The 20,463-nt window shown below is 64.1% G+C and carries 16 protein-coding genes and 2 pseudogenes; 5 read left to right on the forward strand and 13 right to left on the reverse strand.

The genetic code is table 11. The features are described from left to right. Positions 1-178 precede the first annotated feature (178 nt). From GWC77_RS22005 to GWC77_RS22045, 9 genes are all read right to left on the reverse strand, one after another. A complete protein-coding gene (locus GWC77_RS22005) occupies positions 179-1,045 on the reverse strand; it encodes an ion channel (protein ID WP_173260282.1) in 867 nt (288 codons plus the stop codon). A 191-nt stretch (positions 1,046-1,236) separates the two neighbouring features. After that, positions 1,237-1,482: a DUF6566 family protein gene (locus GWC77_RS22010; RefSeq protein ID WP_173260283.1), complete on the reverse strand. Its 246-nt coding sequence runs from the start codon at positions 1,480-1,482 to the stop codon at positions 1,237-1,239. Between the two features lie 134 nt (positions 1,483-1,616). Continuing rightward, complete coding sequence (locus tag GWC77_RS22015) at positions 1,617-1,838, reverse strand: hypothetical protein (RefSeq protein WP_173260285.1); 222 nt, start codon at positions 1,836-1,838, stop codon at positions 1,617-1,619. Between the two features lie 93 nt (positions 1,839-1,931). Then, a complete protein-coding gene (locus tag GWC77_RS22020; RefSeq protein ID WP_173260286.1) occupies positions 1,932-2,849 on the reverse strand; it encodes a carbohydrate kinase in 918 nt (305 codons plus the stop codon). Beyond that, on the reverse strand, positions 2,846-4,108 hold the full coding sequence (locus GWC77_RS22025) for an AGE family epimerase/isomerase (RefSeq protein ID WP_173260310.1): 1,263 nt from the start codon (positions 4,106-4,108) through the stop codon (positions 2,846-2,848). The genes GWC77_RS22020 and GWC77_RS22025 overlap by 4 nt, the downstream gene beginning before the upstream one ends. Positions 4,109-4,149: 41 nt before the next feature. After that, positions 4,150-5,196, reverse strand: coding sequence for a LacI family DNA-binding transcriptional regulator (locus GWC77_RS22030; RefSeq protein WP_173260288.1), 1,047 nt, complete (start codon positions 5,194-5,196; stop codon positions 4,150-4,152). Between the two features lie 196 nt (positions 5,197-5,392). Further along, the gene (locus tag GWC77_RS22035; protein WP_173260290.1) at positions 5,393-7,261 is read right to left on the reverse strand and encodes a phosphodiesterase; all 1,869 of its coding nucleotides are present in this window, start codon (positions 7,259-7,261) and stop codon (positions 5,393-5,395) included. Positions 7,262-7,455: 194 nt separating this feature from the next. Continuing rightward, entirely contained in the window at positions 7,456-8,730 is a 1,275-nt protein-coding gene (locus GWC77_RS22040) for a GGDEF domain-containing protein (protein ID WP_173260292.1), read from the reverse strand. A 378-nt stretch (positions 8,731-9,108) separates the two neighbouring features. Beyond that, entirely contained in the window at positions 9,109-10,110 is a 1,002-nt protein-coding gene (locus tag GWC77_RS22045) for a bile acid:sodium symporter family protein (protein WP_173260294.1), read from the reverse strand. Between the two features lie 295 nt (positions 10,111-10,405). On the opposite strand from GWC77_RS22045, the gene GWC77_RS22050 reads away from it, so the two are divergent. The 3 genes from GWC77_RS22050 to icmF all read left to right on the forward strand — a co-directional run bounded on the left by GWC77_RS22050 (position 10,406) and on the right by icmF (position 15,852). Beyond that, positions 10,406-10,894 (forward strand): hypothetical protein, encoded by a 489-nt coding sequence (locus GWC77_RS22050; RefSeq protein ID WP_173260296.1) that lies wholly within the window; start codon positions 10,406-10,408, stop codon positions 10,892-10,894. Between the two features lie 376 nt (positions 10,895-11,270). Then, entirely contained in the window at positions 11,271-12,374 is a 1,104-nt protein-coding gene (locus GWC77_RS22055; protein ID WP_173260298.1) for a porin, read from the forward strand. Positions 12,375-12,489: 115 nt separating this feature from the next. Next, positions 12,490-15,852, forward strand: coding sequence for a fused isobutyryl-CoA mutase/GTPase IcmF (gene icmF / locus GWC77_RS22060; protein WP_173260300.1), 3,363 nt, complete (start codon positions 12,490-12,492; stop codon positions 15,850-15,852). 18 nt (positions 15,853-15,870) lie between these two features. Here the strand turns inward: icmF and GWC77_RS22065 are convergent, their stop codons facing one another. Further along, positions 15,871-16,830 (reverse strand): nitronate monooxygenase family protein, encoded by a 960-nt coding sequence (locus GWC77_RS22065; protein WP_173260302.1) that lies wholly within the window; start codon positions 16,828-16,830, stop codon positions 15,871-15,873. A 193-nt stretch (positions 16,831-17,023) separates the two neighbouring features. Here GWC77_RS22065 and GWC77_RS22070 point away from each other — a divergent pair, with 193 nt between their 5' ends. Further along, positions 17,024-17,935 (forward strand): alpha/beta fold hydrolase, encoded by a 912-nt coding sequence (locus tag GWC77_RS22070; RefSeq protein ID WP_173260304.1) that lies wholly within the window; start codon positions 17,024-17,026, stop codon positions 17,933-17,935. Between the two features lie 79 nt (positions 17,936-18,014). Here the strand turns inward: GWC77_RS22070 and GWC77_RS22075 are convergent, their stop codons facing one another. Continuing rightward, positions 18,015-18,536: an Lrp/AsnC family transcriptional regulator gene (locus GWC77_RS22075; protein WP_173260306.1), complete on the reverse strand. Its 522-nt coding sequence runs from the start codon at positions 18,534-18,536 to the stop codon at positions 18,015-18,017. A 127-nt stretch (positions 18,537-18,663) separates the two neighbouring features. Between GWC77_RS22075 and GWC77_RS22080 the strand changes: the two genes are divergently transcribed. Then, positions 18,664-19,611, forward strand: coding sequence for a DMT family transporter (locus GWC77_RS22080; RefSeq protein ID WP_173260308.1), 948 nt, complete (start codon positions 18,664-18,666; stop codon positions 19,609-19,611). Between the two features lie 115 nt (positions 19,612-19,726). Here the strand turns inward: GWC77_RS22080 and GWC77_RS22085 are convergent. Both GWC77_RS22085 and GWC77_RS22090 read right to left on the reverse strand, forming a co-directional pair. Then, a pseudogene (locus GWC77_RS22085) lies at positions 19,727-19,858 on the reverse strand (NAD(P)-binding domain-containing protein); the annotation flags it as partial. 67 nt (positions 19,859-19,925) lie between these two features. Continuing rightward, positions 19,926-20,393 (reverse strand): annotated as a pseudogene (locus GWC77_RS22090) (SDR family NAD(P)-dependent oxidoreductase); the annotation flags it as partial. Positions 20,394-20,463 lie beyond the last annotated feature (70 nt).

Consider the following 20,463-nt stretch of genomic DNA (forward strand, 5'->3'; position numbering starts at 1 on the left):
GCCGCGGGCCAAGCCTCCATTCTTTCGCGGCAATAGTGGAGAGTTTTTGCTTTATCGCGCGCGAGTGGCGCTTGTCGTGCAAATTTCTGCCCGAATCGATGGTAATGGGAGTGAATTCACCCTCTGACTCGTGTCGGCTCCGCGCCGCGCCGACGCTCGCGGCGTGTTCGTGCTGCGTTCAGGCGCGCGGCGCGTCGTCGCCGTCTTCGATGGGGACGACCTCATGGAAATGCGTGTAATCGATGTGGCGCACGCCGTTTTCGTCGTCATGGAGAAGATCGACGAATCGATGGTGCCAGAGAATCTGTTCGTTCGGCCACGTATACCGTGCTTCCATCGATTGCGTAGTCGTTTCGTCCGACCCTTCGATGTGAATCAGCAGCGACGCGCGGGACGCGGCGAGGTTCTCGGCCGTTGCGCCGTACAGCGGGCTCGTCTCGTCGATCACATGCATCAACACCCAGCCGAGCAGGAAGATCGGATGGCGATCGCGCACGAGCGCGAGATCCGAAATGCGCCAGAGCGAGTAGCCCTCCGGGGTGGACTCGTAGCGCATGAGCCGCAGTTTGGCACCCGCTTCGACGATGACGTTTTGCCTCGCATTGGCGGCGCGGACCATCAGCGTGAGACGGCCGTCGAGCTGGCGCACGACGGCGTAGCGCGCGAACATGATGCGCGCGCGGGGGCGCGAGAAGCGCACGAAGATCAGGCCCGTCGCCAACGCGATGCTCGACATGCCGGTGAATATTTCGAGCGTCGCGATCAGGTGGGCATAGCTCGTCTGCGGGTGCATATCGCCATAGCCGACCGTCGCGAGCGTCTCCACGCTGAAAAAGAACGCGCCGAGAAAGCCGGGCGGAGACTGGTTGGCAATGGGCGCGTGACCGAGCAGATAGAGGCTTGCGAAGACCGTATTCAGGAGTACGAAGAAAGCGGCGAGGGACACGAAAAACATGGGCCAGCTCGCCGTCAATGCGCGGTGATAGATATCGTGCAGATCGTGATCGGGCAGACCGTGCGATACCACCGTGTTTCCGGTTTGCATGCGCAAGACGCGGCCACGGCGCGCGCGCAGGCCGGCGCTTTCCGGTGTGCCTTCTGACGATTGGCGCGCGCGGCCTGCCGGCGCCTCTTGCGAAGCGGTTGTTCCGTTGCGTGCTGACGTATTGGCTGGCATTCGCGCGGGCCTCGGAATGGATGCGGCCCGAGCGTAACACGGTGCCGCGCGATTGCCGATCAGGGGAACGCTTTGGGCTTCGGCACACCGGCGCCATGCTCGATGTCGGTCACGGCGTGCTTGTGCGCGGCGTCGATCGCTTCATCTTCGGTCGCGTAGCCGCCGTCGCCGCCGACCGTCGTCCACTTCTGCACCGGTTTGTCCTGGTGGCGGATTTCGTACTCCGCGTCCCAGCGGGCGCCCTCGAGCTCGATCGCACGGACGTGAATCGAATAGACGCCGTAAAGATAGAGTTGTTCGACCATATTCGCCTCCTGCAGCGCTGCCCAGGCGCGAGTTCGGGAAAAGGGGGCTGCGAACGGGAAAGGGTGTTCGCGAAGCGGTCCATGAAGCAGGTCGATGGAGCGGGGCGATCTGCCAAACCCGCCTAAGGGACTCGCTAGAGCTCGAGCTCGCCGAGGATGCGATGCGCGAGCGCCTTGGCCTCCTCGAGGGCTTCGGCAGCACTCGGACTGGGCGCTTCCACCTCGTAAGCCGTTGTCTCGGGAGCCGTAGCGTCGTCGCGGGCCAGTGATACGACGCCTTGGAATTGCCCATTGTCGAGCTGTCGTACGGCAGCCGTCGCCGTGTAGATGCCCTTGGTGTAGGTCACGTCGTCCATGATGCCGCTCCTTTCATTTGGAGTGGATGCTTTTGCATCCTAGCACGCGTTGAACGACCCGTTTCGGTGGCCAGCGGGCCTTTCCGGCCGCTACTACGCGGGCATGAGGGCGACCACCTCGTCGAGCGTCGGGGAATGCGCTCCCGCATGCCCGCACGCCGCCGCGCCGGCGGCCAGCGCGAACGACAGGTGCTCGCGCCAACTGCGCTGCGGCCAGCGCATCGTGCTGAACAGAAAACCGCCGATCGAAGCGTCGCCGGCGCCGACCGTATCCACGACTTCGACGCGCGGCGGCGCTGCCTCGATCGTTTCGTCCCCGGCGAGGAATGTGGCGGTATGCGGCCCGCGCGTGACGAGGATTGCGGCCTGCGGGTTCATTGCGCGCAGGCTCGCGAGCGCCGTGTCTTCATCGGTGCCGAACAGGCACCGCAGATCCTCGTCCGACACTTTGACGAGATCGGCCAGTCCGACCATCGTTTCGAGCGTGGGACGATAGCCGTGCTCCATGAGGTTGCGATAGTTCGGATCGAAGCTGATTTTCACGCCGTGTGCGCGCAAATCCGCGGCGAGCGCGACAAGCGTGGCCGCGAGCGGCTGGCGTGCGAGGCTGATTCCGCCGAAGTGCGCCCATTGCGCGGCCGCGGCCCAGCCCTCGGGCAGTCGTGCGGGATCGAATGCCAGATCGGCGCTGCCCTCGCCGATGAAAAAATACGCGGGCGGGTGCGCCTGATGGACGATGGCCAACAGAGGCGGGCGTTGGCTGCGCTGGATGAAGCGCATGTCGAGTCCGGCGTCGAGGCTCGCCTGCCAGAGTTCGTCCGAAAAACAATCAGAGCCGATCGCACCGGCGAACGCGCTGGGCACGCCGAGCCGTGCCACAGCGCGTGCTACGTTCCAGCCCGCCCCGCCCGGATGCGAGAGCCAATGCGAATCCCGTTCGCGTACGAGATCGGTGAGGATATCGCCCGCGCTGACGAAAAGCGGAAGGCCGGTGGCGTGGGGCGTGCTCATGAACGGTCTTCCGGTTGAGGGCGCGCTTGCCCGTCATCGAGCGCGTTCAGCACTTCGTAGCAGGCACCCATCGTGTGATAGTCGGTCTTCCCGGCCGGACTCTTCTCGTCGCCGTACTTACGGTTGTCGCACGTCAGAATGCGGTACCACGCGCCGTGGCGATGATCGACGAAATGCGTCCAGCTGTAGCGCCAGATCTCGTCGTACCAGTCCCAGAAGCGCTCACTGCCCGTACGCTGGCCCAGGAGCGCTGCCGCGGCGAGCGTCTCTGCCTGCACCCAGAAGTACTTGTCGTGATCGCAAACGGTACCGTCGGGCGCGAAGCCGTAGCATAGGCCGCCATGCTCGTCGTCCCAGGCGTGCGTCAGCGCCGCGTCGAAAAGCTCCACCGCGCGCGGCAGCAGCCACGGCAACGGGCGGTGCCGCTCGAGGATCAGCAGCAGCTTCGCCCATTCGGTCTGATGCCCCGGTTGGAAGCCCCACGGACGGAAAATGTTCGAGCTGTCGTCTTCGTTGTAGTGCCAGTCGACGGACCAGTCGGCGTGGAAATGCTCCCAGACGAGGCTATGCGAAAGCTTCGCCTGGCGCTGGGTGATATTCGTCGCAATGCGCTCGGCCCGATCGAGATAGACGAGATGGCCCGTCGCCTCGTAAGCCGCGAGCAGTGCCTCGGTTGCGTGCATGTTCGCGTTCTGGCCGCGATAGGTGGAGACATGCCAGTCGGGCGTGGCTTCGTCGGCATAGAGTCCGGCGGCCGGATCCCAGAAGCGCCGCTCCATCAGTTCGAACGTTTCCGCGATCTGACGGCGAGCCTCCTCGATGCCGGCCGCGGCGGCGTGCGACTGCGCGAGCAGCACGAACGCCAACCCGTAGCAGTGCCGCGTGCCGTCGAGCGTGCGCTTTTCACGGTGGCGCCATTCGATTTCCCAGTCGTACCCCGCATGCTCGGCGTCCCAGTGCGCGTCGCGCAGGAAAGCGAGTGCATGACGCGCATAGTCGAGGTATTGCGGATCGCCGAAGTGACGATAGGCCATTGCATAGTTGTAGACGAAGCGGCAACTGCTGACGAGGTGGCGCGTCGTGCGGTCGTAGACGGTGCCGTCGTCCTTGAAGTAGTGATAAAAGCCGCCGGAAGGATCGTGTGCCGAAGGCGCGTAGAACGCGAGCGTATCGGCAACATGTCCGAGCAGGAACTCGCGGTCGCGAAAATCATCGACGGGCGGGACCGTCGAGTTCGTATGGACGGGGCCGAACAGCATGTTCGCGGGCTTTGTCGTTTTACCGGCGTTGGGTAGCTTCGTCATGGTGTCGTTTCCGTTGGAGCCACGGCGGTTCGCGCCACGTGCGGGTCATGGGAGGCTGCCGCGCCTGCGCTGCTTGCGCGCACGACGAGTTCGACCGGGAGGCGGACGTCGGTTTCCCCAGGGGCATCGTCGAGCAGCAGTTCGACGCCGCGCACGCCGAGCGCCTCCTTGTCGGCGGCGATCGTCGTGAGCGGAGGGGCGGCGTGGGCCGACGCGGGGATATCGTCGAACCCGACGATCGCGATATCGTCCGGCACGCGCAAGCCGCGAGCCAGGCACACGCGCATCGCGGCCAGGGCCGCCACGTCGTTGTAGGCGAAAACCGCGTTCGGCCGCCTGGCGCCGGTGTGGGTGTCGAGCAGACGCTGCATCGCCTGGGCCGCCGCCGCGTCCGGCGCGAGGCTTGCGTCGATCGTCGCTTCGAGCGATGGATCGAAGAGCAGCCCCGCCTCGAAGAAGGCCCGGCGATAGCCGAGCGCGCGCTGGGCAATGCTGTAATGGGCGAGGGAGCCGCCGATGAACGCTACGCGCGTGCGGTTCATGGCGAACAGATGCCGCATGGCCAGCGCGGCACCTGCGCCGTTATCGAGATTGACTGAGCGCAGATTCGGCGCCCACAGGTCGATCAACACGAGCGGCCGGTCCATCGCGACGAGCGCCGCAAGCGTTTCCGGTTCCACGAAGCCGGCTACCGCGATGGCATCCGGTGCGTGCAGGCGCAACTGCTCGCCGATGTCTTCCGTCGGTCCCGCCGTCAGCAGGGAAGGCACGATACCGCGCGCACGACAGGCGTTCTCCACGCCGTGCAAGACATGCGAGAAAAACGGGCTTGCGGCGAAATTGTTGTGCTGCCGATGCAGCAAGAAGGTCAGGCGCCGGATTTTCGGGCGCAACTGCGCAGCGTCATAGCCGAGGCGCTGTGCCGTTTCGACGACGCGAGCCCGCGTGGCTTCCGACAAACCGGGCTGGTTCTTGAGGGCCCGCGAGACGGTGCCGATCGACACGTTTGCTGCGCGGGCGATATCGCGAATGGTCGTACTCATCGTGCTGCGCTTTCGATTCCTGCGATCCCGAGTTTCGGCGATTGTATAGTAAAAATCGCAAAAAATGCGGCCTCACGTATCGTGGAGATCCCTCGAAAGCCATTTGGATAAGGGCAACCAGAACATTCTGTAGTTTAGTAAAAACAACTAAACAGAACGATTCGGTGGGTAAGCGAGCGGCGGCGCCGCGCGGCGCTCAGTTCATCGCTGCGTCCGTGCGCGCCGTGCCTAGGGCCTGGTCATGCAAGTGCAACGTCGCCGCGCCTTCGTCGACATCGATGAGGAAAAAGCCGCTCGCCTCCTGTTTCGCCCGGTGTTTTGCGAGAGCGGCCACGGAGGCGATTTCTTCGCTGCCATAACGTGCGAGATCGGGCGCCGCCGGCCATACGCGCACGCAGCCGATCGCCATCGTCACGAAGCCGAAAAACGTTGGATTGCCGTGCCGGTCCTCACCGTGAATGCCGCCGGCCGCGCGGTCCTCGTCCGCATAAAAACCGAGTGCGCCCTCGTTGAACGCGGCGATCGCCGCGTGGGCACGCTCGCGCCAATCCTCGCTCTGAAACAGAATCAGGAAATCGTCTCCGCCAACGTGTCCGAGAAAGTCGCGGGTCGGGTCGCAGGCTTTGGCGAGCATGGCCGCGGCGAACTTCAGCACTTCGTCTCCATGCCAATAGCCATACTGGTCGTTGAACGGTTTGAAGTGGTTCAGATCGACGTAGCACGCGTGGAATTCGACCCGATGCTCGACGAGGCGTGCAATGTGCGAGCTGATCGGAATATTGCCCGGCAAGAAGGTAAGCGGATTCGCGTAGCGCGCCGCTTCGATGCGGACTTCCGTCACGGCACGCACGAGGCTTTCGCCGGTGCCGAGGCCCAGGTATTTGCCTTGGTCCGTAATGACGAAGCCATCGGCCAGGTAACGCTGATCGTCGCTCGCCAGCAGCTTGGCCATCTGCTCGACGGTCATCGATTTTTCGATGACGACGGGCGCGGCGTTGGCGAACAGCAGGCACGGCCGTTTGCCGAAGAGCTCGCGGTGGTAGGGCAGCGCATAGCGGTCCATGAAGCTGCGGCGGTTGACGAGCGCGATCGGCTCGTCGTTTTCGACGATGGCGAGTGCATGCAGCGCGGGCAGCCGGTTGAACAGTTCGAGTACATCGTTGTTGGTCGCAGTGCGCGGCAACGCGGGCGCCGGTACCAGCATCTTCGCTGCCGCGACGCCGCCCGAGGGCGAACCGGGCAACTGAGTGCGCGTCGCGCGGGGAAAGACCGCGATATGTCCGGCCGCGAGCGCTTCGCGCGCCGGCTCGGCGAGGCGCCTTTGCGCCCGCGCCGCGGGCCGGCCGAAGAAGTAGCCCTGTCCGAACGCGATACCCATATCGCGTACCACGATGAGATCGGCCTCGTTTTCGATTCCTTCGGCCACGAGGCGCGCGCCGCTCGCGCCGGCGAAATGCTGCATGGCGCGGACCGCTTCGAACTTGAGCGGATCGTTGGCGATGTCGTCGATGAAAAAGCGATCGATCTTGACGACATCGGGCTGCAGCCGCACCCAGAGATTCATGCTGGCATTGGCCGTGCCGTAGTCGTCGAGCGCGAATTGCGCACCGGTCTCGCGCAAGGCTGCCACGATGGGCTCGAATCCAGCGACGTTTTCGATCGCGCATTGCTCGGTCAACTCGAGCACGAGCCGCTCGATCGGCATCCCGTATCGGCCGAGCAGTTCCGCCGTGCGCTCGCGCGTCTGACCGAGCGAGACGATGGCTTCCGCGCTGAAATTCAAGAAGAGCTTGCCTTCGCAGCCGAGCGCGGCGAACGCGGCCACGCAGGTCTCGGCTGCCGCATGCTCGAGTCTGACCGAGAGTCCCTCGCGCGCGGCTTGCGCGAACAGCGCGCCGGGCGACTCGAGCGGCGTGCCGGCAGGGCCGCGGATGAGGCCTTCGTAGCCGAGGATAGTGCCGCCATCGAAATCGACGATGGGCTGAAATACGGCGGCAAGGGCGCACGCCTCGATGAGTTCAGCGACTTTCGGGGCGCTCGATGATGACGGAAGACGGGATGACATGGCAGGGCGACGGCCGTAGTAGAGGGACCATCGACTTAACGACGCAGCCACTTGATAGTTGAGTGAATTTTTTATGAAGCGATGCACTGCCCTGGTGCGACGCTTTTGGGGGGGCCGTGATATCGCCTGTCTGCTGCGTGTTTGCCTCGCTCGGCATGCATTCGCGCCCGGATGCGCCCTTGGCCGAATTCGGCTCACTCAGCGGCGAGCTCCTGCCGCTGTATCGCCGTCTGAGCTTCGCGTGGCGCGCCCGGCACGCGGCTGGTGTCTTTGGCGATGCCGGCAGTCGGATCTGCGTCGGACGGGTGCGGCGCGATCACCACACGATTGCGTCCACTGCCCTTCGCATCGAGTAGCGCCGCATCCGCGCGCCGAATCACGCGGTCGATCTGCTCGCCTTGCAGGTGTTGCGCCACGCCAACGCTGATCGTCAGCGCAACCTCGAACTGCCGCATCTCCTCGACGCGTTTGCGCAGCCGTTCGGCGACGCGCGCCGCATCGTCGCAGTCGGTGTTGGGCAAAAGCGCGACGAATTCCTCGCCGCCGAAGCGGCCGCAGACGTCGTTCGGCCGCAGACCGTCCTGGATCGCGCGCGAGACCAGGCGCAGCGCCCGATCGCCCGCTTCGTGGCCGAACCGGTCGTTGACCGACTTGAAGCGATCGGCGTCGATATAAAGTACCGAGAGCGGTTGATGATGGCGTTCCGCGCGTTGCAGTATGCGCCGACCCAATTCGAAGACACGGCGCCTGCGTGGCAGTTGAGTCAGTTCGTCCATGTCGGCGAACGCTCGCAACTGCTGTTCGAGCCGGAAGCTCTTTTTTTGCGAGCGCAGCGCAAACAGATTCGCGACGAGGCTCGTGCAAATGGCGACGAACATCGAAAGGATCAGCCCGAACCGCTCGCCCGCTGACGGCGCGCCCCACTGCACGAGCACCAGCGGGCCGGCCATGGAGAGCACGGTGGCGGCCGCGAAATCCCAACCGCGCAGCAACACCGGGCTGAACGTCAGCGGAATCAGTACGAAGGCGGGGAGGAGCAACTGCGCGTGCGGGCCCCATTGCAGGACATGCCAGGCGAGCCCGGCTTCGAGTGCGGCAATGGCGACGAGCGCGGCGATGCTCGCGCGCAACGCGCCGCGACGGCTCCACGCAACCACGAGCGCGGCGGCAATCGGCATCGCGGGCAGCGCGCCCAGCTCGCTCAGAACGCCGGGCGACCCTGCCGCGGCGTGGCCGCTGTAATGGCGCAGCCAGATGTCGCCGGCAACGAACGCCACATAACCGAACAGCGCCGTTCCCAACTGCGCGCACAGGAACGACCATAGTCGTTCCGCGGCGTAATCGTCGAACGACGGGGTGTCGTCGGGCGTGTCGATCGTCGTGGCGCGCCATCCCCGCCAGCGCCTCTTGCGACGAGGCCAATGAGCCGTGCCCTGACGGTCCTCGTCAGTCTGGTCCTCGCTGCTCATTTATTTTCTCTCTTGAAAGTGCAACTGCGGCTTTTTGGAAAACGGCCCCCCGCTTGGAGACGCCATTCTAATATCGTCCAATATACCGCGCGATGATTTTTACGATATTCCGTAACCCCGTGGAAAATGCTGCGCCGCGTCGTTTGCAGTAAGACAGGGGTGCCTGAGCGGTATCTGCGGGGAGACGTCCATGCTGTAAAAGAGTTTGCCGGAATCAGCCGTTTTCAGGCCGCAATAATCGCCGCCGAATTGCAAACAATTGCAAACGTTTGCCGTTTGAATTCGGCGTAGGTTACGCCGCGCGACAGCATCGATCCATCGCGTTCGATTATCTTTTTATTTGATATGACGAATGGCGCCGCTATCGCGCCGGCGCGTTCAAGGCGCGTCGGCCGGCCGCTCCCCGCTTTGCGCATGGCGGCGGCCCCAGCGCTGAGCCAACGCGGCACACACCATGAGCTGCATCTGATGGAAGAGCATCAGCGGAAGCACGATCGCGCCGACCGCCTGAGCCGAAAAGATGACCTTCGCCATCGGAATGCCCGAGGCCAGGCTTTTTTTCGAGCCGCAAAAGATGAGGGTGATGCGATCGGCGCGGTCGAATCGTAAGGCCTTGCCGGTCCAGGCCGTAATGACGAGTGCCGCGCCAAGCAGTGCGCCGTTGGCGACCAATAGCGCTGCCAGCGTGCCCGCGGACAGGTGATGCCAGAGTCCCTCGATTACCGCCTCGCTGAACGCCATGTAGACGACCAGTAGAATCGATCCCTGATCGACGAATCGCAGTACGCGCCGATTGCGATCGAGCCACCGTCCGATAACCGGGCGCAACAGCTGCCCCGCAACGAATGGCACGAGCAGTTGCAGCACGATATCGCCGACGGTATGCCAGGCCGAACGGGAGGCGCTCGTCTGATGCGTGAGCACGAGGCTCACGAGTGCCGGTGTGACGAAAATTCCGATCAGACTCGAGGCCGATGCCGCGCAAACGGCAGCCGGCACATTGCCCTTCGCGATCGACGTGAAGGCAATCGACGATTGGACGGTGGAGGGCAACGTGCAGAGGAACAACACGCCCATATAGAGTGTCGGCGTGACGAAGCTCGCCATGAGCGGCTTCAGGGCGAGGCCGAGCAGCGGGAAGAGCACGAAGGTGCTCGTCAGCACGAGCAGATGCAATTGCCAATGCGTGGCGCCCGCGATCACGGCTTCGCGCGAGAGCTTGGCGCCGTGCAGAAAGAAGAGCAACGCGACCGCCACATTCGTGACGATGTTCACGGCGGCGGCTATTTCGCCGCGGCAGGGCAAGACGCTCGCCAGCGCGACCGTGCCGATGAGCGCGAGGGTGAAGTTATCGGGAATCACGAAGGGCAGGCGGGGCATGACGATCTTTCGAATGGGGCAGCCACGAGACGTACGGCAGGCGACGAACGCATGCTGCGCTCATCGAGGCAGCCCGCCGCGCCACGTTTGAGGAAAAAGACGCCACAGTACCACCACCGGTAACAACGCGTTACAACGGCGTCGCCCACCTAACACTTTTTGCCTCGACACGTTTCCGGGCGGCCCATAAATTACAGCAGGACGCGGCCCCCGAAAGCCACTCTTCCGACGACCTTCAGGTAAAGATGGCGTGCGGCACCGCCCGGTGCCGGGCTGGGGGGCGATTGAATCGATCATGGCGGATTGGAGTTTCACCACCCTCTTACGTTGGACGGCAGTTGCGCTTTGCGCGGCCGCGATTCCGCTCGCGTCCGCGCAGCCGCACGCGGCCAACATCAGTTTCAGGCCGCATGCGAGTCCGTTCGCGCTCGATCAGGCGCCCCGTTTAGCCGGGCGATCCGAGCCCGGGCCCGGCTTCTATCAAACTGCCCATACCGACGACGGTCAGCGGCGCGGTCCAAAGGGTCCCTTCGCTCGCGGCGCTCGCCGCGGCGGGCGTCTCGTCGCGGCGCCGAGTGCGCCCCCCTCCGGCTTCCCCTACCGGCCCGTCAGCCAGGACGCACGCAACGTGCCGCGGGCGCAAGGCAACGCCACCTATTTGCGCGCCGGTTCGATCCGCGACGCGGTGACGCGCTACAACGAAGAGCGCGATACCTCGCGCCCGGTTGCCCGCCCCCCCGCGCCCAGCTCGCGGCAGCCAGACCCCTCCATCTACCGCAACTAGGCCGGTGAGACGGATTGCCCGCGTACGCCCGCACCGCGTTCGCGGGTGATGCAAACACACCACACTTTTTGCGTGCGAGCAGCGCTGCGCGCCGCCGTACCGTACTGGTAAGACAAAACAATTTTGACCTCGGATCGGCCTGCGTCAACATAATCTCCGAGCCCGAAATCGGCGCGCCGAACCGCGCGGTTATGCGAACCGCTATACCCGCAATAAGCAAACCTATTTTTGTCCGGAAAAATGGTCCGCAACGATGACCTCGCCCCCCCACCCGGGAGCGAACCGGGCACAGCGGTTCGCGCGGGCGTATGCCAATCAACCACAGCACCGAACGGGACACAGTGCGCGAGCGCCGAGTCCGTCGATAGGAGAATTCATGAAAAGCACCGTCAGCCGTGCGCTGAAAATCAGTTTGCGACTGGCCGCCGCCGCGAGCGTGGCCGCGGCAGGCTCGGCCGCCTACGCGCAATCGAGTGTGCAGCTCTACGGCCAGGTCGATACCTGGGTTGGCATGCAGCAATTTCCCGGCATCCAGAGGGCATGGACGGTCGGCGGCGGCGGAATGTCGACGTCCTACTGGGGTTTGAAGGGTGCCGAGGATCTCGGCGGCGGTTACAAGGCGGTCTTCACGCTCGAAGATTTCTTCCGGCCTCAAAACGGCAACTACGGCCGCTTCACGGGCGATTCGTTTTTCTCGCGCAATGCTTACGTCGGCATTCAGTCGCCTTACGGTACCGTCACGGCCGGCCGCCTGACGACGCATCTGTTCGTCTCGACGATCCTGTTCAACCCGTTCATCGATTCGTATACGTTCTCGCCGATGGTCTACCACGTGTTCCTCGGCAACACCGCCGTGCCGACCGGTGCGACGTACGCGACCGATATCGGCGTGGTCGGCGACTCGGGATGGAACAATGCGGTGCAGTACTCGACGCCCGATTTCAACGGGTTATCGGGTAGCGTGATGTACGGACTCGGTAATCAGGCCGGCCAGAACGGCGCGAAAAAGTGGAGCGCGCAGTTTCTCTACTTCCATGGCCCATTTGCCGCGACGGGCGTATTCCAGTACGTCAATTTCAACAACAGCCCCGGCGATCTCGCAGTGCCGCCAGCGTTCGGCAGCGTCGTGCCGTTCAGGAGCCAGAGCGTCGGCCAGCTCGGCGCCAGCTACGATCTGAAGTTCGCCAAGTTCTATGCGCAATACATGTATACGAAGAACGACCAGCTCGGCGGCGGCAGCTGGCATGTCAATACGGGTCAAGGCGGCGTGACGGTGCCGGCCGGGCCGGGTTCCATCATGGCTTCGTTCGCCTATTCGCGCGATGGCGGCGGCCTCGATCAAACGCGCCGCTCATGGGCTGTCGGGTACGATTACCCGCTCTCGAAGCGAACCGACGTCTACGCGGCATACCTCTACGACAAGTTGAGCGGATTGTCGACGGGGCAAACCGTGGGCGCCGGCATCCGCGCGAAGTTCTGATGCCCCCGCTACCGCGCTCCCAGGCGCTCCGTTTCGCATAACGGCGCGGGGAGCGCCGAGCCCCCTCGCGGCAGTTGCCTATACTGCGAAAAGCACCCGCGAGAATGGGGGAGACATGACCGATTTATCGACGCCGCAGCCCGTCGGCGATTTGGCGCCGAAAGCGCCTGCCCGCCTGCGTTTCGTGACCGCGGCCGCGCTTTTCGACGGCCACGACGCCGCGATCAATATCGTGCGCCGCGTCCTGCAGACGAGCGGCGTGGAGGTGATCCACCTGGGCCATAACCGCGGTGTCGACGAAGTGGCGCGTGCGGCACTCGACGAGGACGCCGACGCCATCGCGGTATCGAGCTATCAGGGTGGACACATCGAGTATTTCCGCTATCTGATCGATTGCCTGCGCGCGCGCGGAGGCGAGCGTATCCGGGTATTCGGGGGCGGTGGGGGCGTGATCGTCGCCGACGAAATCGATGCGCTCGAACGCTACGGAGTCGCGCGCATCTATTCACCACAGGCAGGTCAGCGGCTCGGCTTGCAAGGGATGATCGACGATATGGTCGCCCGCTGCCGCGAACACTCGCCCGCGCCGGCGCTTGAGCATGGCGTCGCGGTCAATCTCGACGATCTCCGATGTGCCGAGGGTGAGCGCGCCTGGAGGACGCTTGCCCGCTTCATTACGGCGCTGGAAAGCGGCTATGTCGATGCGGCAGCGCGTGCCGCGCTCGCCGCGCGCGCCGCCGCGGTACAGGTGCCGGTGCTCGGTGTCACGGGCACGGGCGGCGCCGGCAAATCATCGCTGACCGACGAACTCGTGCGGCGGTTTCGCCTCGATTACGGCGATGCGCTGCCGATCGCCGTGCTCGCCGTCGACCCGTCGCGCCGCAAATCGGGGGGGGCGCTGCTCGGCGACCGCATAAGAATGAATGCGATCGGCGACTGGGGTCACGGGCCGCGCGTCTTCATGCGCTCGCTCGCTACGCGCGAGGCCGCGACTGAAGTCCCGGACGTGCTGCCCGATGCGATCGCCGCATGCAAGGTTGCGGGCTTTCAGTTGATCGTCGTCGAGACGTCGGGAATCGGACAGGGCGATGCGGCCATCGTGCGGCACGCAGCTCGCTCGCTTTATGTGATGACGCCCGAGTTCGGCGCGGCGAGTCAGCTCGAAAAAATCGACATGCTCGATTTTGCCGACTTCGTTGCCATCAACAAATTCGACCGCAGCGGCGGGGCCGACGCATTGCGCGACGTTGCCAAGCAGGTTCAGCGCAACCGAGAGGCGTGGAGCGAGCCGCCCGAGGCGATGCCCGTGTTCGGCACGATAGCGGCTCACTTCAACGACGACGGCGTGACGGCGCTCTATCAGCGCATCGCGGCATCGCTGCACGAACTTGGGCTTTCACAGCCGGAGAGCGGCGGGCGGCTGCCGCGCGTGAGCGTTCGCCATTCGAGCGCGCGCGGCGCGATCGTGCCGACTGCGCGCGTGCGCTATTTGTCCGACGTCGCCGAGGCCGTCCGCCGCTATCGCGGCCGGGTCGAGGCGCAGGCGACGCTCGCACGCGAGCGTTGGCAGTTGCTCGAAGCGCGGCGCATGGTCGCTGAGGCGGAGCTCGCGGCCGGCGGCACGCAGCCGCGCGCGTCGGCTCCGATGGCCGCCGATCTTTCACGGCTCGACGCGCTGATCGAGGCGCGTGAAACGCAGTTGGGCGCGCGCGAGAAAGCGTTGCTCGAAGCATGGCCGCGCACGCAGGCGGCCTACTCGGGCGACGAGCATACCGTGACCGTGCGCGGTCGCGAAATGCGTAATGCACTGACGGTGACGACGCTTTCGGGTACGACGATGCGCAAGGTGTCGCTGCCGAAGTTCGTTGATCCTGGACAGACGTTGCGCTGGCTCTCGCTCGAAAATTTGCCCGGCCATTTTCCGTTCACGGCCGGGGTTTTTCCGTTCAAGCGCGAGAACGAGGATCCGACGCGGATGTTCGCGGGCGAGGGCGATCCGATGCGCACGAACCGCCGCTTCAAGCTCCTTTCGAAGGGCATGCCGGCGGTGCGGCTCTCGACTGCGTTCGATTCCGTGACGCTATACGGCGAGGACCCCGACGAACGTCCCGACATTTTCGGCAAGGTCGGTAATTCCGGCGTATCGGTGGCGACGCTCGACGACATGAAGGCGCTCTACAATGGCTTCGATCTATGCGCGCCGAACACATCGGTATCGATGACGATCAACGGTCCGGCGCCGACGATTCTCGCGATGTTCTTCAATGTCGCGATCGATCAGGCGCTCGAACGCCTTGCCGCGCGCGCGGCCGAGGCGGGCACCGAACCGAGCGCCGACGAACGTGCTGCTGCGCGTGCCGAGGCGCTGCGCAACGTGCGAGGTACCGTGCAGGCGGACATTCTGAAAGAAGACCAGGGACAAAACACCTGCATCTTTTCGACCGAGTTCAGCCTCAAGGTGATGGGCGACATTCAGGCGTATTTCATCGAGCACGAGGTGCGCAACTTCTACTCGGTATCGATCTCCGGCTATCACATCGCCGAGGCCGGCGCGAATCCGATCACGCAGCTCGCTTACACACTGGCAAACGGTTTCACCTACGTGGAGGCTTACTTGGCGCGCGGCATGCCGATCGACGCATTCGCGCCGAACCTCTCGTTTTTCTTTTCGAACGGCATGGAGCCCGAATACACGGTCCTCGGCCGTGTGGCGCGGCGCATCTGGGCCGTTGCGCTGCGCGAGCGGTACGGCGCCGGCGAGCGAAGCCAGAAACTGAAGTACCACGTGCAGACTTCCGGACGCAGCCTGCATGCGCAGGAGATCGACTTCAACGATATCCGTACGACGTTGCAGGCGCTGATCGCGGTCTACGACAACTGCAACTCGCTGCACACCAACGCATACGACGAAGCCATCACCACGCCCACCGATGAGTCGGTGCGGCGCGCGCTTGCGATCCAGCTCATCATCAATCGCGAGTGGGGGTTGGCGAAGAGTCAGAATCCGAATCAGGGCAGCTTCATCATCGAGGAACTGACCGATCTCGTCGAAGCCGCGGTGCTGGCGGAATTCGATCGCCTGACCGAGCGCGGCGGCGTCCTTGGTGCGATGGAGACGGGCTACCAGCGTGGCCGGATTCAAGACGAATCGATGCAGTACGAACATCGCAAGCACGACGGCTCTTATCCGATCGTGGGCGTCAATACGTTTATCGGTGCGCACGGGCATGAAGCGCCGCCGCCGCTCGAACTCGCGCGCTCGACGCAATCCGAGAAGGAAAGCCAGCTTGCGCGCCTGGCGGCGTTCCAGGCGCGTCACCGCGACGAGGCGCCGGCCATGCTCGCCCGCTTGCAGCAGGCCGTGATCGACGACGACAACGTGTTCGCCGTGCTGATGGATGCGGTGCGCGTATGCTCGCTAGGGCAGATTACGCATGCGCTTTTCGAGGTGGGCGGGCAGTATCGGCGGACGATGTGAGCGCGACGGGGAGGAGGCTCAAGCACGCCCCGCGAGGCGTGCGCGCGTTTCGTCGTATTCGCGCGCCAGCCGCGCCACGAGTTCAGCCACGGTCGGGATATCGTCCATCAGCCCGACGCCTTGCCCCGCGCCCCAGATGTCCTTCCATGCCTTCGCCTTATCGCCCGCGAAGTTCATCTTCGTCTTGTCCGACGCGGGCAGTGCATCGGGGTCCAGCCCGGCGTTGACGATGCTTTCGCGGATGTAGTTGCCGTGCACGCCGGTGAACAGGTTCGTATAGACGATGTCGGCCGCCGTAGCATTGACGATCGCATGCTTGTAGCTATCCACCGCATGCGCTTCCCGTGTCGCGATGAAACGCGTGCCGATATAGGCGAGATCCGCACCCATCGCCTGCGCGGCGAGGATCGAGCCGCCATTCGCGATCGCGCCCGATAGCACGATCGGCCCGTCGAACATCCGCCGCACCTCGCCCACCAGCGCGAACGGCGACAGGGTGCCCGCATGGCCGCCCGCACCCGCCGCGACGAGGATGAGCCCGTCGACGCCCGCTTCCAGCGCCTTTTGCGCATGACGTAGATTGATGACGTCATGCAGCACGATGCCGCCGTAGCTATGCACGGCATCGATCATTTCCTTGACCGGCGCGCGCAGACTCGTAATGAAAACAGGCACCTTGTGCTCGACGCACACCCGGACATCCTGTTCGAGCCGCGCGTTCGACTGGTGAACGATCTGATTGACGGCAATCGGTCCGACGATTGCGTCGGGATGGGCCGCCTTGTGCTCGGCAAGTCCTTCGCCGATTTGCGTGAGCCACTCGTCGAGCAGCTCGGCCGGCCGCGCATTGAGCGCCGGAAACGATCCGACGATGCCCGCCTTGCATTGCGCAAGTACCAATTCGGGGTAGCTGACGATAAACATCGGCGATGCGATGACAGGCAGCGCCAGATTCTCGAGGACGGCGGGCAAGGCCATGTGCAGCCTCCTTCGGCAACAATCAGTAAGAGAACGATCGTTCGATTATACGAGCGCCGGTTCGCGATACGGCTTAGAGGTTTGGAGGGAGTGTTCAGGTTCTAGGATTCGTGTGCCGCGGAACGAACCGGGGGCGGCCGCATCCGTAGAATGGGAAGCCACGCCAACAATGACAAGAGGCAGGAGCGAACCGATGACATTCGCCGACTTTACCCCGTTTCGCATCGCGACCGACGGAGCCGAGATCCATGGTCTCAAGGGCGGCTCGGGCGCGCCGCTGTTGCTGATGCACGGGCATCCGCAGACGCATATGATCTGGCATCGGTGCGTGGAACGGCTCGCCGAGCACTTCACCGTGATCGCGACCGATTTGCGCGGTTATGGCGCATCGGGCAAGCCGGCGAGCGACGAAACACATATGCCTTATTCGAAGCGGGCGATGGCGGCCGATCAGGTGGCCGTCATGCGGCACTTCGGCTTCGAGCGTTTCCTCGTATGCGCGCATGATCGCGGGGCGCGCGTCGCGCATCGCATGGCGCTCGATCATCCCGATGCCGTGGAGCGGCTCATGCTGCTCGATATCGCGCCCACGCTGGCGATGTACGAGGGCACGACACGGGCTTTCGCGACCGCGTATTTTCATTGGTTCTTCCTGATTCAGCCGCAGCCGCTGCCCGAAACATTGATCGGCGCGGACCCGAAGGTCTATGTCGAACGTGTGATGGGGTCTCGCCATGCCGGGCTGGCGCCGTTTGCGCCGCAGGCATTGAGCGCCTATATCGACGCACTGCGTCAGCCGGGTGCCGTCCATGCCATGTGCGAAGACTACCGGGCGTCGGCCACGATCGATCTCGAACACGACCGCGCCGATATCGAGCGCGGTCATCGTATCGGGTGTCCGTTGCGTGTGCTTTGGGGCGCCGACGGCACCGTCGCGAAATGCTTCGACCCGCTGGCCGAGTGGCGGCGTGTTGCACGAGATGTGAGCGGGCGCGCGCTCGAATGCGGCCACTACTTGCCGGAGGAGGCGCCCGATGCGCTGGTCGCCGAGATGCTCGGGTTTTTCGAGGCGTTCGAGCCGGAAGCGAGCCCGCCTATGCAGTGAGCCCGGCGCGGGGGAATGAACGCGGGCGGGCCAAGGGTCTGTGCGGATCTTATTCGACGGCTTCCTTTGCGCTTGTCCCTCACCGCGGACGTTTGGCGACGCGTGATGCCGGCTCCGGGGCTCTGTCGAGCGGTGGAAGCCGGCGGGGGATGGGCGTCGACTTGACGATCGCCGAGTTCGTTTCCGCGCGATCCGCAACCTTCGACAGAATGCCGTCCAAATCTTCTATCGAACGCAGATAGAGCCGGCAGACGAAACAGTCTTCGCCGGTGACCTTGTCGCATTCCACGAACTCCGGGATGCGCCGGATCGCTTCTTCCACGAGATGAAGCTGTCCGGGCAGCGGCCGCACGCGCACGATTGCCTGCATTGTGTACCCGAGCGCGCGCGGATCGATTTCGATCGTGAAGCGGCCGATGACCCCTTGCGCTTCGAGCCGCCTTATCCGTTCGGCCGTGCTCGGTGCCGACAGGCCAACCTCGCGCGCCAGATCGGCAATGGCCGCGCGCCCGTCTTCGGCCAGCAGGCGCAGCAAGGTGCGATCGATCGCGTCGAGCGCGCTGCCAGCCGTCTCTGGCGGGTCTAAAAGGCGTTTACCCATTTTTTCCTTCGATTCGAAGTCAACTTTGCAAAACCGCCTTAGTTTAGCGCTGTGTTCGAGCGCATGTCATCGCTAGACTGGATTGCATTGAACCTGCACCGAAACCGACGCCGAAGGGAGTCAAGCGATGACGAATCAAAACCAGGGAATCCGGCGCGGCGCGCTTGAAATGAGTGCGGCGATGCTGATGTCCGGCACGATCGGCTGGCTCGTCGTGACATCCGGGCAATCGCCGCTGAATATCGTATTCGTGCGCTGCGTCCTCGGTGCGGCGACGCTCGCGATCGTCTGTGCGCGGCTCGGACTGATCCGGCGAGACGCGCTGTCGTGGCGCGTCGTCGGCTGGGCCTCGGCCGGCGGCGCGGCGATCGTGGCGAATTGGGTCCTGCTCTTCGCCGCCTATTCGCGGGCCTCGATCTCGATGGCGACCGCTGCCTATAACACGCAGCCGTTCATGCTCGTGGCGCTCGGAGTGATCGTTTTCCGCGAACGCATCACCGTGTCCACCGTGCTTTGGCTCGTCGTCGCTTTCGTTGGGCTCGTCTTCGTCGTGAAAGTGGAGCCGAGTGTGCTGGCGTTGCCGGGCGAATACCTCGAAGGCATCGGTCTCGCACTGGGCGCCGCGCTGTGCTACGCGGTTTCGTCGATCATCACCAAGCGGCTGGCCGGCACGCCACCGCATTTGATCGCGTTGATTCAGGTCACGCTCGGTGCGTTGATGCTAATGCCGTTCGTCGATTTTCATGCGCTGCCTCGGACGGCGGGTCCTTGGGCGAATCTCGCGACGCTGGGCATCGTCAACACTGGGTTGATGTATGTCCTGCTTTACGGGGCGATCCAGAAATTGCCGACGGCCATGACGGGGGCGCTGTCGTTCATTTACCCCGTCGTTGCGATCGTCGTCGATCGAATTGCGTTTGGGCAGACGCTGCAATGGATCCAATGGATCGGCGCGGCGATGATTCTGATGGCGGCGGCCGGTGTCAACTTGGGGCCGGCTTTGACGAGATCCAAGTTGGGTCAGGCGATGAAGCAGGGCAAGCTGCGGCGGCGCCTGGCTAGGGGGATGGAGTAATTCGCGACTGGCCTGCTTATCGGCGGACGTGGACTCGCTTGGTCAGTGCGCCCTATTGCGGCACATCCGCCGTGACGGACTCAAGGAAATGAAGGAGGCAGCCTAGGCGAGCGGCCACGTTCGGACGGATGGCTGCTGGATCGGACGCAAAGCTTGCCGGGTCGCGCGTGGTTGCAACGGATACTTCGATGCCGTTGCGAGCGAACGCCCTCGCAAGTGCGTGGCCGATCTTGCCGAAGCCAATGATTGCGTAACTCCTATGGTTCTCCTTCGTTTGCCAGCGCGCTCAGAGCTTGTAACCGCCGCTCGCTTCCTCAGAGCTTGTAACCGCCGCTCGCTTCGATCGTTTGGCCGGTCACCCAATGGCCTTCTTCGGAGGCCAGGAACGCCACGACGGCGGCGATTTCCGAAGGTTCGCCAAAGCGGCCCAGCGCGATTTGCGCCTCGGCCGCCTTGACGAGTTCGGGATTCTTCCGAAAATCGGCGTTTGCATCCGTTCGCGTGAAGCCCGGCGCTACGGCGTTCGCGGTGATGCCACGCGGCCCCAGCTCGATTGCCAGCGTATGGGTCAGGGTGTTGATGGCCGCCTTCGCCATCGAGTAGACGGGCGCTGCCGTCACGGGCTTCGTGGCGGCTGCGGAAGAAATATTGATGATGCGTCCGCCATCGGCGAGACGATCGAGAGCGGCCTGAATGATGAAGAAGGGCGCCCGGGCGTAGACCGCGGTTGTGTCGCGATAACGGAGCCATGACGAGCAAGCGGCGATTCGCTTAGGAGTCCTTACATAAGCAGCGAATAGAACTGCGCGGCGACCGTTCGAGTGGCGTGGTCACCCTTCATTTGGCCTTTGC

Source organism: Paraburkholderia sp. NMBU_R16, from assembly GCF_013282575.1.
Classification (GTDB): domain Bacteria; phylum Pseudomonadota; class Gammaproteobacteria; order Burkholderiales; family Burkholderiaceae; genus Trinickia.

Bases quoted from the DNA above. Each gene is read 5' to 3' on its own strand.
- GWC77_RS22005 (WP_173260282.1), bottom strand. From the start codon at position 1,045: ATGCAAACCGGAAACACGGTGGTATCGCACGGTCTGCCCGATCACGAT.
- GWC77_RS22010 (WP_173260283.1), bottom strand. From the start codon at position 1,482: ATGGTCGAACAACTCTATCTTTACGGCGTCTATTCGATTCACGTCCGT.
- GWC77_RS22015 (WP_173260285.1), bottom strand. From the start codon at position 1,838: ATGGACGACGTGACCTACACCAAGGGCATCTACACGGCGACGGCTGCC.
- GWC77_RS22020 (WP_173260286.1), bottom strand. From the start codon at position 2,849: ATGAGCACGCCCCACGCCACCGGCCTTCCGCTTTTCGTCAGCGCGGGC.
- GWC77_RS22025 (WP_173260310.1), bottom strand. From the start codon at position 4,108: ATGCTGTTCGGCCCCGTCCATACGAACTCGACGGTCCCGCCCGTCGAT.
- GWC77_RS22030 (WP_173260288.1), bottom strand. From the start codon at position 5,196: ATGAGTACGACCATTCGCGATATCGCCCGCGCAGCAAACGTGTCGATC.
- GWC77_RS22035 (WP_173260290.1), bottom strand. From the start codon at position 7,261: ATGTCATCCCGTCTTCCGTCATCATCGAGCGCCCCGAAAGTCGCTGAA.
- GWC77_RS22040 (WP_173260292.1), bottom strand. From the start codon at position 8,730: ATGAGCAGCGAGGACCAGACTGACGAGGACCGTCAGGGCACGGCTCAT.
- GWC77_RS22045 (WP_173260294.1), bottom strand. From the start codon at position 10,110: ATGCCCCGCCTGCCCTTCGTGATTCCCGATAACTTCACCCTCGCGCTC.
- GWC77_RS22050 (WP_173260296.1), top strand. From the start codon at position 10,406: ATGGCGGATTGGAGTTTCACCACCCTCTTACGTTGGACGGCAGTTGCG.
- GWC77_RS22055 (WP_173260298.1), top strand. From the start codon at position 11,271: ATGAAAAGCACCGTCAGCCGTGCGCTGAAAATCAGTTTGCGACTGGCC.
- icmF (WP_173260300.1), top strand. From the start codon at position 12,490: ATGACCGATTTATCGACGCCGCAGCCCGTCGGCGATTTGGCGCCGAAA.
- GWC77_RS22065 (WP_173260302.1), bottom strand. From the start codon at position 16,830: ATGGCCTTGCCCGCCGTCCTCGAGAATCTGGCGCTGCCTGTCATCGCA.
- GWC77_RS22070 (WP_173260304.1), top strand. From the start codon at position 17,024: ATGACATTCGCCGACTTTACCCCGTTTCGCATCGCGACCGACGGAGCC.
- GWC77_RS22075 (WP_173260306.1), bottom strand. From the start codon at position 18,536: ATGGGTAAACGCCTTTTAGACCCGCCAGAGACGGCTGGCAGCGCGCTC.
- GWC77_RS22080 (WP_173260308.1), top strand. From the start codon at position 18,664: ATGACGAATCAAAACCAGGGAATCCGGCGCGGCGCGCTTGAAATGAGT.